Genomic DNA, 13,586 nt, shown 5'->3' with positions numbered 1-13,586 from the left:
GCTGACCACCTGCTGAAAGACAGTGGCTGCGTTTTTCAGAGTCTCCTCGTCTTTTTCTTTGCTCGCGCCCCAGGAGAGCGAAGCCAGGGAGATGACGATCGAAACCGCCAGGAACCCGAATAGAGCAGGTATGGCAATCGATTTCGCCGATTTTGTGAAGAGTGGAGTCAGCATGGTGTTTGACCTCCTTCGGGTCGGAAAAAGTGAATTTGCCACTACTTGAGAATAGGCCGAGACGATCAGTTTGGACGCTGGATGTTTGACCGGAACGCGGAACTTCAGGAAAGCGCAGTCGGGAGAATTGCACAACTAATCGCGCGTGGCAAGCGTGGGTTGCAACTGAAGAAATCAGTGAGGGGCTTATTTTCCTGTTGGGAAAATGAAACGGTTCGGGCGCTATTTGGTGCGGGGCGATGCGGATATGGTCGGCCATTGTTTGGGATTGAGTTCGATGAAACGGGCGAGGGCTCGAATATCCGGGCGCTTGCCGATGGTGAGAGAATCCAGCGCGCCGTTGGTGGCCAGAGTCGCATAGCCGTGCACCAGCGACCAGCAGGCAATCGCCAACTGGAAACTGTCAGTCGTCTCTAAAGGCAAGCCAGCGGCGTCTGCCGCCCCTCGCAGCAGTTCGAGGAATGCCTCCTTGGCAGCGCTGCCGAGGGAACTGTTTTTCGAAAGCCTGGCCATCGCTCGCCCAAACATCACTTGCAGCAGCGCCGGTTTGGCGATGCCAAACCCTACGTACTGCCTGGCCATTTCGATGAACCGGGCTTGCGGGTCGCGTTCCGCAATGCTCTGGAATCGTTGACTGAGTTCGCGAAACCCTTCTTCCGCAAGCGCGCCCAGAAGAGCGTCTTTGTTCTGGAAATGCCGATAGAGAGCGTTGGCGGTCACGCCCACGCTGCGGGCAATGGCGCGCAGCGTCACGGCGTCGGCTCCTTTGCGCGCCAGAATGCGGCGGGCCTCAGTTAAGGCTGCCGCGCGCAAAGCTCCGTGATGGTAGGCCTGCAGGGCGGGGCGCCGGCGTCTTTGGTCCGAGGAATTCATCCCGGGAATTTATGCCTATACATACAGGCATTATGCTGACTCATGAATGTATACGGAGTATACATCAAGCCTGGGGTCCAGCAGGTGCTCCGTGCTATCTCCCCGGGCGAAGGCTTCTAACGCCTTCATCTACCTTGCCTATGCTGGGGCGGTGGTGCTGGCCACGGGCTTGGGGGTGCTGGGCGTTGGGCTGTTGCGAGCGCGGGGTGGTTAGAGTAGCGGCGTCGGGTTCGCGAGACTCAGGTCGGAAGGTGTGTGCCGTCCCTTGGACATCTTCTTCTGCTTTCAATCCCCGGCACTGATGTGCCGGGCTATGCTCTGCTGCCCCCTGTGCGGCTGGAATGCCTACCCAGGTTAGCGCCGAACTGCGGGGCGCGAACCTGGGGCACCCATGCAATGGAAAAGCCCCACTCAAGCCAACAGAAGGCTTGAGTGGGCCACGAGCCCGACGAACTGGAGTAGACTTGCGGACAACGCGCTACACTCGCCTGCCGACTTCGTCCCCAGCCTGGCTTGCGGAAAACTTTTTCGCTTGCCAGAGTGGTTTTCCCAGGCCCGGGGTTAGAACCGGGCAAGCTTCTGGCGAAAAAGCTGATTCACCGATAGACCACGCAAATCGGGAACCCCGCGCACCTGAGCGCCCTTGCGGCTCGGGTTAGCCCGCCAGCCTCAACCGGGCGCGCGATCGACATCCCGGGAAAGGCTGGTCGGGCAATGCGAGCAAGATTCATGGTGCTGCTGTCCCTGTTTTCCGTCCTTCACTTGCTGGGACAGGTTAGTCCCGGGACTTCCAATCCAGGCAATGCTCCGGCGCAAGTGACGCAGGCTCCGGCGGTGAACGCAGTGCTGGACCGCATCATCCAACGGGAAAATGAACTCGGCGCCAACCTGCGAAAGTTCACGCCTTTGGTCGAGACCTACGTACAGTATCTGCAGCCGGATGGGGAGCTGGGGTTTGTCCCCAAGAACGATCGCTATTTCCTGGGTCAACTCAATTTAAGTGACAAAGTGAGGGAGAAGACGTTCGCGGACGCGCAGCACAAAGGGGCATTCAAGGGAACGCTAGATTCGTTGACGGGATTCTTCAGCTTGCTGGGGGTGAAGCTCGACCGGCGCGGCTTTCTTTATTCCGCGCTGGTAGACGACGGCAACTTCAACGCTCAGAACTATGATTTCGAGTACATCCACCGCGAGTTTCTGGGTGAGGTGCGGTGTCTGGTGTTCAACGTCGTTCCCAGCAAACGCGGGCGCGGGGTGCGGTTTCTGGGGCGCATTTGGGTCGAGGACCAGGATTACAGCATCGTGCGCTTCAATGGCGTGCGCACACCCAGCACCGCGACCAACCGGTATCTCCATTTCGACAGCTGGCGGGCACAAGCGGCGCCGGGAATGTGGCTTCCGGCGATGGTTTACGTCGAAGAGTCGGAGCTGAAGTTCGGCATGGTGCATGCCGTCCATCTCAAGGGCCAGACACGCTTCTGGGGATACCAACCAACGCACGGCATGCGCACCGATGAGTTGACCAACATCACGGTGGAGGACGCGACCGAGAACGTGAAGGACCAGACCCAGGCGCCAGGGGATATGTCACCGATCCAGGCGACGCGTGCCTGGCAGCAGCAGGCGGGAGACACGGTTCTGGAGAAGCTGCAACGCGCGCAATTGTTGGCTCCGCCGGGAGAGGTTGACAAAGTTCTTGAGACAGTTGTCAAGAACCTGATCATCACCAACCATCTGGACACGCTGACCGACGTGCACTGCCGCGTGCTGCTTACCACACCGCTGGAGTCGTTTACCGCCGGAAACACGATCGTGGTCAGCCGCGGGCTGCTGGACGTTCTTCCGGATGAGGCCAGCCTGGCGGCAGTGCTGGCTCACGAACTTGCACATATCGCTCTCGGGCATCGCATCGACGAGCAATATGCGTTTGCCGACCGAGCCTTTTTTCCTGACCAGGAGGTATTCCGCAGATTGGCTGTCGCCCACACGAATGCTGAAGAAGAGGCGGCTGATCAGAAAGCGCTTGAGTATTTGAAGAATTCACCCTATGCGGACAAGATGCCGAGCGTGGGATTATTTTTAAAAACGGTGTCGCTGCGTTCGGCGACGCTTCCGAACCTCATCAATCCACACTTAGGAAATCGATTTGCCATGCGCGACGGCGTGACGCGCATGAATGAACTGGCGGCGGCGGCTCCGCAGCTCGATATGCGTAAGATCGAGCAGGTGACAGCTCTGCCGATCGGAGGGCGCATCAACGTCGACCCCTGGGACGGGAGTGTGCAGCTGATGAAAGCCAACCCGATCGCGCCGCTTTCAGCGCGGGAGAAAATGCCGCTGGAAATCACACCGCTCTCGCCGTATTTGACGCGCGTGAAGGTCGAAGCCTCGGCGCAGGCGAGCAAGTCAGCGCCCGCACCTGAAGCGCCTGCTGGTGTCAAGGTCGAAGCGAATACGGAAAGAGAGACGCCGGCACGGTAGGCTCGATGCTAGCCATTCCACGTTAGCCCTGAGATACATGGCGGGGACCTGGGGCACCATAGGTCGAAGAACTACCCCACCCTAGCCAAAGGACGGCTAGAGTGGGGCACCCTCAAGTTCCTTTCTGCACCCCGGCTTCGAAGCGGGTGCCTGGGCTAGGATTGGTTCATGGATACCCAGGTCGGCGCCGGCAATTCAGTTCTCCCAAAGGAAGTTGTTGCAACCAGCAAATCTGTGTGGTCCAGTGATCTCGCGGTTTTAGGGTATCTGGCCGCAGGAACTGTGGTCGTCCATCTCTTGACGGGGGGGCGATACGGGTTTCACCGCGACGAGTTAGCTACGCTCGACGACGCACGTCACCTGGCTTGGGGTTACGTGGCGTATCCTCCAGTGACCCCATTCTTCGCTCGACTGTCGCTCGTGGTGTTTGGAACTTCGCTCGCGGGTTTCCGAGTGTTTGCAGCTCTGGCACAAGCGCTGGCCGTACTTCTCACCGGGCTCATGGCGCGCGAGTTGGGAGGGCGGCGAGGGGCTCAGTTGGTGGCTGCCGTGGCCGCCACGCCGTTCTGCCTGGGCGCGGGCGCCCTAATGCAATACGTCTCCTTCGACTACTTGTGTTGGGTGCTGGTGGCATATTTTGTGCTTCGTCTCCTCAGGTCTGATGATCCGCGCTGGTGGCTGGCGATCGGGAGCGCCATCGGATTGGGCATGATGTCGAAGTACACCATGGTCTTTCTGGTGGCGGGATTAGTCGTGGGCGTGGTGATTACGGATGCCCGCCGGTACCTCACCAGCAAGTGGCTCTGGTGTGGTGTGGCTCTGTCGTTACTGATATTTCTGCCCAATCTCATCTGGCAGGCGCAACACCATTTCATATCTCTGGAGTTCCTGCGGCATATTCACGCGCGGGATGTGCGCATTGGACGCACAAAGAATTTCCTACCCCGTCAATTAGAGCTGACGATGTTTGGATTTCCGCTGGCGATGGCGGGTATTTATTACTACCTGCTGTCGAAATTGGGGAAGCGCTTCCGCGTACTTGGCTGGATGTATTTAGTGCCGCTGATTCTTTTTGTCATCGCCAAAGGCCGATGGTACTACCTGGGCGCGGGTTATCCGATGTTGTATGCGGCCGGCAGTGTATGGGGCGAGCAGTGGCTGGAATCGCTGCGACCGGGCTGGGCGAGGGCAATTCGGGCGGTCGCGTGGACTCTGCTGGTGGCCGATGTTTTGGTGGTCGCTGCGACAGCCCTGCCGATCGCGCCGATTCAGTCTGGCTGGTGGAAACTTGCCGTCAGGATTCAAGGAGACCTCCGCGAAGAGATCGGCTGGCGGGAACTGGTTGAGACTGCGGCCAAGATCCGCGATTCGCTGCCGGAAGAGGATCGCACACGCTTGGGCATCCTCGCGGGTAATTATGGAGAGGCTGGAGCTATCAATCTTTATGGGCCGCAGTACGGGTTGCCGACCGCAATCAGCGGAATAAATTCCTTTTGGGAGCGTGGTTACGGCGATCCTCCACCGGAGACATTGATCGTGATTGGTATATCGGGGCGCTTCCTCGACCGGAATTTCACGCACTGTGAGCTTGTCGGCCACACATGGAACCGTTACGGAGTAAGGAATGAGGAGACCGAGGAGCATCCCGATATTTTTGTTTGTCGTGGGCTGCGCAAGAGCTGGCCTGAGTTCTGGAAGGATTTTCGCTACTACGGATGATTGGAGTCTTTCGGCGATCAGCGGTCAGCCATCGGGAGTCACCTGTGCCGGGCGCAGTCCGGGAATTCACACCGCAAGAAAAAAGCCGCTCGGAGAAGAGCGGCTGCTGTTAATCGAGATTTCTTGAGAAGGGCCAGTCAACTGGCGAGGCTGATTATCCAAGGATTTCTGCCATCGCTTGCGAATTTTCGATCCACCGAAAATTCCGATGGCGCCCGTGCCCAGCAGAAGTAGCGCTGAGGGCTCAGGGGCGGATGCTACTGGCGGGGCGGAGGTGACCGGTCCGACTGAACAGGGGGTGCTCGGGCCGGAAATCTTGCCGCCGGGCAGCAGGGCATCAGCGGTACAGGTGAAGCCTGTGCCCTGACTGTTAGCTATTGCCATGAGCGAGTCGATCTGGATCCGTGGATCCAGGGCGGAGGTGCAGAACTTCAACTGCACGAAGATGAGGTTCGGGCTAGAGCTGATGGAGTTGGTGTTGTCAATTGCCGCACTGCAGGGGTTGTTGAGGACGGTCACCTTTCCGAACGGCATCATTTGCGTCGCCTTCGGATTATTCACCGTGAACTCGAATGAAGCAGCCGGCATGGTATTGGCAATTGGGCTAAAGGTGATTTCAAACTGCATCGGGTCGGCGTAAGCTGCAGGGGTAATTGCCAGGCAGCCGGCCAATGCGATCAGCGTGATCAGAGAGAGCGAACGAGCAAAGGTGGCCTGGGAGAGACGAAAGCCGCGCATGGCTTACTCCTTAACAGATGGGCCCAGACTTAAAGCGACGCTTCAGATGTGCTCTGGATGAACGAGGTTGCTCGTTGCGCGCACTCCTCCCCGAGAAAACGTAATAATTCTGAGAAAGCGACTGCGGTGCCAAGTTAGGCTAGAGGTTCTACTCGAATCCTACTTTGATGGCTGTGATTTTCTGCTCAATTCCATAGACAGGAACTGCTGCGCGTGGCGCAAACTGGGGTCTTCTGGCCGACATTGCGAACACAGTTCTACGAGTTGGGTGTAGTAGCTTTTGGCAAGTTCAGGCTGGTTCGCAGATTCAGCGGCTTGGGCTGCACCGTAAACTGCGTGGAAGCGTCTGGGGGCTGATTTCAGCGAGGTCTGATATTCGGTGAGCGCCAGAGTAGGCTGTTGGGTCTCCATCAGCAGGTCTGCCAGCAGCTCGCGCGCCGGAACCACGGAACCAGGTGTGATGGGGTTCTTTTCCATGGCATCTTCCATCTCGGCGGCGGAGCGCATTAGTTTCAGCGCCTCATCGTGACGGCCTTGCGCGTGTGCGAGCCAGGCGGCTGCTTCGCGGCGCTGGATTTCTGCCTGTCCGGCCCAATACTGGGCGTCGGGATTTGAGCTGGCATCGAGCATGTTTTTCAGGAGTTGAATCTGTTCGAGGTCCGCCTGAGCCGCGGCGAGATCTCCAAGACGGGAGGCGCCCAGCGCGCGCCCCCACCAGGTGATGGCCCCGGCGGCCGGCCCAATATTAGGGCGAGAGGTCAGGCAAGCCGCGCCCGCCCATCGCTGCCGTTCAATGCTGAAGCGTGCCGGAATGGCGGCGAGGGCATAGCCGGCCACAAGGCCTGCCGGTTTGACATCGGTTATCGCGCTGGTCTCCTCCACGACCCGACGAGATTCGTCTTCCTGGCCGGTTTGCAGGTAGGAATAGACCAGATAATCCATGGCATGCAGGCGCTGATCCCAGACGCCATCCATGTGCGATCTGATTTCGTAATCGCGGGCAGCAGAGGCGGAGGCTAGATTCGACGCGATGGCTTCCTGCCACAGTCCCAGCCGCACGAAGATGTGCGAAGGCATGTGCTGGGCGTGTGGAACGTTGGGTGCGATCTTAGCGTAGGCGCGGGCCGCCGGCAGGGCACGCTCGGCGAGCACCGGATTGTCATAGCTGTGGATGATGTAGTGCGCTGCGCCGGGATGATTGGGCTGCTCGACAAAGACCTTCTCCAGAATCTCGCCCGCCTTGCGCTGGTTGGTGTAAGTCTTGTCGGTCGGCAGGGCTGTGGCCACGAGCGCGAGGGCATAGAAGATGGAGGCTTCCCGATCATTGGCGTAGCGCTGGGCGAGTTGCTGCATTGCCTTTTCGTATGCCAGGGAACGCGTGCGGTGGTCGACTTTGTCGTAATCCTTATAGAAGACAGCAATCGCAGCGATATAGTCACGTTCGCGGTCGGACTTGGCAGGGGGCGACTGTGCTTTTGCGACTGCAGTCTGGCCCTTCTGCAGGGACTCGGCATCGGGCGCGGGCCAGAGCGGATGCCACAGGCTCATGGCGACACCCCACCAGGCCATGCTGCAGCTGGGATCGGTCTCCGCAATGGATTGAAATGCCTTACTCGCTTCCTCGTACCAGAAGGAATGGAGCATGGCAACGCTGCGCTCAAATTGCGCTTGCACAGCGGGAGAACAGGAGGTCGGGAAATGAACCGTGCCGACTTGCCCCAGATCGCCGAAATGCGCGTGCTCGTGCTGTTCCTGGGCGCGGGAAAGAAGGCAGAACAGAGACAGTGAGAGGACGAGAATGAGCCCGGAGCGAAAACACATGGTGCACCTCCGCCTGCCTTGAAACGCGGTGCGCGTTGTGGGGCTCATCATACCGAAAAATCAGTCCGCAAGTTGGTTTGACGCAAGTGTGGCAGTGGCTTAACATGCGCGCACCGTGAACACAGTTGGCGTGGGTACCGACATCGCCCATTACCGGGTGCTGGAGAGGCTAGGCGGCGGTGGCATGGGGGTGGTTTACGAAGCTGAAGATAGCCGGCTGAGGCGCCATGTCGCCCTCAAGTTTCTTCCGGAAGATCTGGCCCAGGATCCGCAGGCCATCGAGCGCTTTCAGCGGGAAGCCCGGTCGGCGTCAGGTCTCAACCATCCGCATATTTGCACCATTTACGAAATCGGAGAATCCGGCGGCCTGCATTACATCGCCATGGAACTGCTTCAGGGCAAGACGCTGAAGCATTACCTGGAGAGCAAGCGACTCAAGATCGAGGAAGTGCTGGATCTGGCGATCCAGATAGCGGATGCCCTGGACGCTGCGCATTCGTCGGGCATCATTCACCGTGATATCAAACCGGCAAATATTTTTATTACCAATCGCGGGCAGGCGAAGATCCTGGATTTCGGGCTGGCCAAGCTGTCGCCACAGAATCGCTCAGCCGCCTCGAATTCCAGCGGAATCACGCTGGTGGAAGAGCATCATCTGACGACCCCTGGCACCGCCGTCGGCACCGTCGCGTACATGTCTCCAGAGCAGGTGCGGGGAGAGACCCTGGACGCGCGCAGCGATCTGTTCTCCTTCGGCCTGGTGCTGTACGAAATGGTGACGGGGAAGCAGGCATTCTCGGGCGCCACTTCGGGGGTAATTGTTGATTCCATTCTGAACCGAACCCCGGTCCCGCCGGCGCGGCTTAATCCGGAAACTCCGCCGCGGCTGGAAGAGATTCTGAACAAGACGCTGGAAAAGGATCCTGACCTGCGCTGCCAGTCGGCGGCGGAATTGCGGTCTGATTTGAAACGCCTGAAGCGCGACCTGGACTCCACGCGTCTGGCGAAAATCGTACCTCGGCCGGAAGGGGTTGGGACGGCAGAAGCGGAGTCGGGCGGGCTGAAAGTTAACCGAAAACGGCTCATCGGTGCGGCTGGACTGCTGGTGCTTATCGCCGCTGCGGTTTTTGCCGGAGCATGGCTGGGAGGCCGGCGATCGGATGGCGAGCACCCTGTTTATCACCAACTCACGTTTCGCCGCGGGACCATTCGCATGGCCCGCTTTGCCCCGGATGGCCAGACGGTGGTGTACAGCGCGGCCTGGGAGGGCGGTCCGGTGGAGCTGTTCTCCACGCGTCCTGAGAGTCCTCAATCCCGCGACCTGGAATTGCAGGGAGCGGAGATACAGTCGATCTCGTCCACTGGCGAGATGGCGGTGCTGCTGGGGAGCCGCCAGATACGTTCCTATATTCATGTAGGAACGCTGGCTCGTGTGCCGCTGTCAGGCGGCGGGCCGCGCGAGATCCTGAACGATGTGCAATGGGCGGACTGGGCTCCCGATGCCAAGAGCCTGGCGATTGTGCGTGATGTGGGTGGCCGCAACCGGCTGGAGTTTCCCATCGGCAAGGTGCTCTACGAGACGGGAGGCTGGATCAGCCACCCGAGGATTTCTCCCCAGGGCGATCGCGTCGCGTTTATCGATCACCCGCTGGAAGGGGACGATGGAGGATCGATCGCGGTCGTCGATCTGAGCGGCCAGAAAAAGAACCTGACTCCGGATTTCTATACAACGCAGGGGCTGGCATGGGCTCCCGAAGGTAATGCGATCTGGTTTACAGCCACCAGCTCGGAACTGGATAAGCTTCTTTATTCAGTGAATGCCTCGGGTGGACAGCCTCGATTACTTGATCGCGTGCCAGGCGACCTGATGCTGCAGGACATTCATCGCGATGGGCGGGTGTTGCTGGCGCGCGACAACTCCCGGCGCGGGCTGATTGGGTTACGCAACAGCGACGCTGCCGAACGCGACCTTTCCTGGTTTGACTGGTCGTATCCAGCGGATTTGTCGGTGGACGGCAAGCTGTTGCTGTTTCGCGAGGAGGGGGCAGGCGGCGGCATCAGCTACAGCGCGTACTTGCGGGCTACGGATGGTTCTCCTGCCGTGCGCCTTGGCGAGGGCCGCGCGTTCGCGCTTTCGCCTAATGCGGAGTGGGCGCTCTCCACGTCGAGCAATACGCCGACGCAACTGGTGTTGCTGCCTACGAAGGCGGGGGAACCGAAGCCGTATCCGGCAACCAATATTAATCATGTGCATGGCCGCTGGCTGCGTGATGGAGAGAGTTTTGTGATTTCCGGAAACGAGCCCGGTCATGGTGCCCGGCTTTACCTGCACACACGTGGCGCGGCAGCGCCAACCCCGATTTCGCCAGAAGGGGTAAACGCGCTGGCTTATGCGCTCTCGCCGAATGACAAACTAGTGGCTGCAGTCGGTCCTGATCAGAAGGGATACCTGTATCCGCTTCCAAGTGGGGATGCCCGGCCAATCCCCGGCTTCCAGCCGGGAGAGCTGCCGATCAGTTGGAGTGAAGATGGGCGCTATCTTTACGTCTACGGCACGGCGGAGATGCCGGCCAAGGTTTACCGCGTAGAAGTGGCAACGGGACAGCGCAGCCTGTGGAAGCAACTCAAGCCGGCCGATCCCGCAGGAGTGGAATTTATCGGACCGATCCTTTTGACGCCGGATGCCAAGACGTACGTATACGGTTATCGGCGGCAGCTCACGGATCTGTACCTGGTGCAGGGGCTGAAGTGATTGGGTGCGGGAGATTTTCACCCACCCTTCGCTGCGCTCAGGATGGGGCACCCAGCTGACAGGAAGACCCTTTCACGCTGGCAGCGAATATCAAACTGTCGCATGTAGGAATCATGCAGCCTCTAAATTCTCACGAGTACACATAAATTTTGCTGGCGTAGCGAAGGCCACAGGAATTTCTTGGGCGTGAAGAAGTTCATTCCAAGCACACCGATTCCACAACTCGAAACGCCAAGTGAAAGGCGAAGATAATGTACATGCAGACTGACCCAACAAGACCGTCGCCCAAGGCAGCTGAATATCAGTTTCTTCAGTTGTGGATACACAACGAGCTGACGAAAGTCCGCCATCATCACAATGCGGGATGGGCATCCATACGGCGTGGTAATCAGGTTTTCTCGGAGCAGGGGTTCAAATGTGAACGTCCTGACGGGCAGGTCTATTTCTTATTCCCTCCCTCGGTCGCAGTTGAGGAGGGTGATGAGATTGATTGGGGTGCGGCAAGCGGGCGTGCTGATAAATGGGTTGTCACTGACACGAATTGCGTTCGCGAGTACATCCGTTGTCAAGCCCGACGCCCTCGACCTGGCGAAGCACCTATCGAAGAATTGCTCCGCTCGTCGAGTCTAGCTGAAGCGGCGGAATATCTCGCGAACGCAAAACAGCGACTTGGTGAGAGTACTCCAGCGTCGTGGGGAGATTGCATTTCGAACTGCCGAAACGGATTGCAAGCCACGATCCGTCAATTAACAGGTGAGGGCCAGCTTTCAGCGGGAATAAAGAAACTCCGCGAGGTCTGTAATTTTGGTGATGGGGAATCCGAGTTTGTGGGTGCCCTTGAGAAGCTTCTAGCTGCATCGAGGGATTTGCTCTCTAAGTCCGGCGCCCACCCACCTCTGCCACGCAAGGACTTCGCAGTGTTTGCCTATGATCTAACCGTAGGCGTGCTTCGATTTATAGTTAGTAGTCGCTGATTCAGCGAGTTGATTAAAGTGTTAGGAGACCCCGTCTTCTCAGGCGATTCGGTTGTAAGCGTCGAAGGGTTGTACCTACGGTGCAGGACCTGGCAAACGCCTGCAATGCTGGATAACGAAACTCAGGACTATTGTGCGCTGCCAGCTCAGCAAGTGCGTCTTCTAATTGTTCAGTCTTGAACGTAGCCAACAGGTAGATGGCACGCGTTCTCCGCACGTATGATCGTTGCGTGGACTGGGCGATACTCATGAGTACCGCTACCGAATCCGGATCAGTGTGTCGGAGTGGGTTATTCCACGCGTAGCTGTATTTGTTGAGCGATTGCGGATTTGTGATGTCGGCATATGGCAGCGGACCCATGGGGCTCGGGTCAGCAGGGCTGAAGACATCGACTGGGCTCCCAGTGAATTCAGCCGCAGCTATGAAATCATATTCAGCTGTGTGCGGATTTTGGGGGGGCAGGTCACCGGACTTGTGCTCCCTCTACCAAGTGAACCTCCGCTGCCACCAGTCGAGACTCCATCAGATAGATCAAACCCGGTTCCCACCACCACTTCATGCCAGCCGTCGTTCCAATACCAACTTCCTTCCGCAACTGCAGGCTTGTTTATCAAACTCATCGCCGGTTGTGCCGAGGCTAGACTTGTTTCCATAATCGGTCAGCGGTATGCAGATGTATTCCCCGCTTCGGGTAACACCACAGAACGGTCGCGGGGCCAGCCCCATCGGATCAGTAGCGTTCGTTGGATTGTTGTTCACATATGCATATCGATTCCAGGTCTGGGGATTGCCGGGATCGACCGCCGCCATCCCCGCCGGGTCGGGCGTTCTATTCCCCGCCGTTGTTCCTTCGTTCGGGCGAAAGTGGCTTTATCAAATTTATGATGAGCATCGCTTCGAGAGGAAAAAGAACAAGCCATGCTAAGGCAGGGACAATTCCCTCTCGGGTAGTGACGTAATAAAATGTTGTATGGGCTAGCGCCCAAGTCGCAAACAAAACTGAAAAACGGGCATTCCGAAAGCATTTGCGGAGTCGCCAGGCTATCACGCCAAAAAAGGCAACATTGACCATCACAAAGTATTGCCACACCCTGCTGAGTCCAGTTCTCCCTAACAACCAGTCGGAGCCGAACATCGCGATAACAACTAGAATTCCCGCCGCGGTCAGCAGTAGTGAGTCTTGCCACTTCTTCATCGACGGTTCCTTCAGTTGATTCCCAGGATGGCTTTAATCGCTTCCTTTTCGGTAATGCATCCGCCGGACTCCCACGATTCCAGTTCGACCTTCAGGGCCGTAAACAGCTGTATGTCAAGGACTGCAAAACCTGCGTCTCCGGCAGCCGCTTCGCTGCCTGCCTCTTCTGCGAAGTCGAGTAAGGATTGCGCACGAGTGAGCAGACCCTTGAAGACGGTGGAACGGAACGGAACGGTCACCCTGCCAGCAGCGGCGGCAGCTGCTGCGAGTGTTGATCCCCTGGCTAGTGCGGCATTGAAATTGACGTCAGCCGCAGTCCGGGATACGCCCGCCACAGCTTGGAATGCTCCCTGTACAAGCGCCTTGAATCTGTCCAGTTGCTCAGAATCAACGGGAGGATTAAGAATAGCATTCGTAAAGACCTGCAAACACGTTGGCCTAGGCTGTGATGGAGACATCGTAAACTTGTGGGGGATAATGCCGGTGCTCGCATTACCGGCGGGATTTCCCCGAGTTGGCTGTCCAGATTGACGGGGGAAACTGGAACCGCAAAACATACTGAATATACTGCAGCCGTTGTAACCGATCAGGTCGAGGATCGGATCAGGTCCTGGAGGCATTGGCTCTGTAACGCAAATAGAATCGCTTGGCAAGCAATCCCGCAATCCTAACGGGTCAATGAAATTGGTTGGATTGTTGTTCACATAGGCATAGCGGTTCCAGGTCTGGGGATTGCCGGGATCGACCGCCGCCATGCCCGCCGGGTCGGGCGTCATCCAGCGGCCCAAGTAAGAGGAGTACTGTCGATACCAGGTGTGATCGAGCCCTGTGTTGCTTCCTGCTCCCGCCGTCTCAGCA

General features: G+C 58.1%; 8 protein-coding genes. 3 read left to right on the top strand and 5 right to left on the bottom strand.

From position 1 onward, the window contains the following. Positions 1 to 396 precede the first annotated feature (396 nt). Positions 397 to 1,047, bottom strand: a complete 651-nt coding sequence (locus tag VEG30_15575; GenBank protein HXZ81348.1) for a TetR/AcrR family transcriptional regulator — start codon at positions 1,045 to 1,047, stop codon at positions 397 to 399. A 714-nt stretch (positions 1,048 to 1,761) separates the two neighbouring features. Between VEG30_15575 and VEG30_15570 the strand changes: the two genes are divergently transcribed. Then, positions 1,762 to 3,528 (top strand): M48 family metalloprotease, encoded by a 1,767-nt coding sequence (locus VEG30_15570; GenBank protein HXZ81347.1) that lies wholly within the window; start codon positions 1,762 to 1,764, stop codon positions 3,526 to 3,528. Positions 3,529 to 3,696: 168 nt separating this feature from the next. Next, a complete protein-coding gene (locus VEG30_15565) occupies positions 3,697 to 5,247 on the top strand; it encodes a glycosyltransferase family 39 protein (GenBank protein ID HXZ81346.1) in 1,551 nt (516 codons plus the stop codon). Positions 5,248 to 5,313: 66 nt separating this feature from the next. On the opposite strand, the gene VEG30_15560 is transcribed toward VEG30_15565, so the two are convergent. Further along, entirely contained in the window at positions 5,314 to 5,985 is a 672-nt protein-coding gene (locus VEG30_15560) for a PEP-CTERM sorting domain-containing protein (GenBank protein ID HXZ81345.1), read from the bottom strand. Between the two features lie 159 nt (positions 5,986 to 6,144). Continuing rightward, complete coding sequence (locus VEG30_15555) at positions 6,145 to 7,806, bottom strand: tetratricopeptide repeat protein (GenBank protein HXZ81344.1); 1,662 nt, start codon at positions 7,804 to 7,806, stop codon at positions 6,145 to 6,147. Between the two features lie 115 nt (positions 7,807 to 7,921). On the opposite strand from VEG30_15555, the gene VEG30_15550 reads away from it, so the two are divergent. After that, complete coding sequence (locus tag VEG30_15550) at positions 7,922 to 10,558, top strand: protein kinase (protein ID HXZ81343.1); 2,637 nt, start codon at positions 7,922 to 7,924, stop codon at positions 10,556 to 10,558. Between the two features lie 1,804 nt (positions 10,559 to 12,362). Here VEG30_15550 and VEG30_15545 read toward each other — a convergent pair. Both VEG30_15545 and VEG30_15540 read right to left on the bottom strand, forming a co-directional pair. Further along, positions 12,363 to 12,728 (bottom strand): hypothetical protein, encoded by a 366-nt coding sequence (locus VEG30_15545; protein HXZ81342.1) that lies wholly within the window; start codon positions 12,726 to 12,728, stop codon positions 12,363 to 12,365. 11 nt (positions 12,729 to 12,739) lie between these two features. Beyond that, a partial coding sequence (locus VEG30_15540) for an RHS repeat-associated core domain-containing protein (GenBank protein ID HXZ81341.1) occupies positions 12,740 to 13,586 on the bottom strand: 847 nt, incomplete at its 5' end.

The sequence above is a fragment of the Terriglobales bacterium genome (assembly GCA_035624455.1).
Classification (GTDB): Bacteria; Acidobacteriota; Terriglobia; order Terriglobales; family Acidobacteriaceae; genus DASPRM01.
This window is presented reverse-complemented; position numbering and strand designations above follow the sequence as displayed.

Coding starts and splice junctions, on each gene's coding strand:
- VEG30_15575 (HXZ81348.1), bottom strand. CDS start 1,047: ATGAATTCCTCGGACCAAAGACGCCGGCGCCCCGCCCTGCAGGCCTAC.
- VEG30_15570 (HXZ81347.1), top strand. CDS start 1,762: ATGCGAGCAAGATTCATGGTGCTGCTGTCCCTGTTTTCCGTCCTTCAC.
- VEG30_15565 (HXZ81346.1), top strand. CDS start 3,697: ATGGATACCCAGGTCGGCGCCGGCAATTCAGTTCTCCCAAAGGAAGTT.
- VEG30_15560 (HXZ81345.1), bottom strand. CDS start 5,985: ATGCGCGGCTTTCGTCTCTCCCAGGCCACCTTTGCTCGTTCGCTCTCT.
- VEG30_15555 (HXZ81344.1), bottom strand. CDS start 7,806: ATGTGTTTTCGCTCCGGGCTCATTCTCGTCCTCTCACTGTCTCTGTTC.
- VEG30_15545 (HXZ81342.1), bottom strand. CDS start 12,728: ATGAAGAAGTGGCAAGACTCACTACTGCTGACCGCGGCGGGAATTCTA.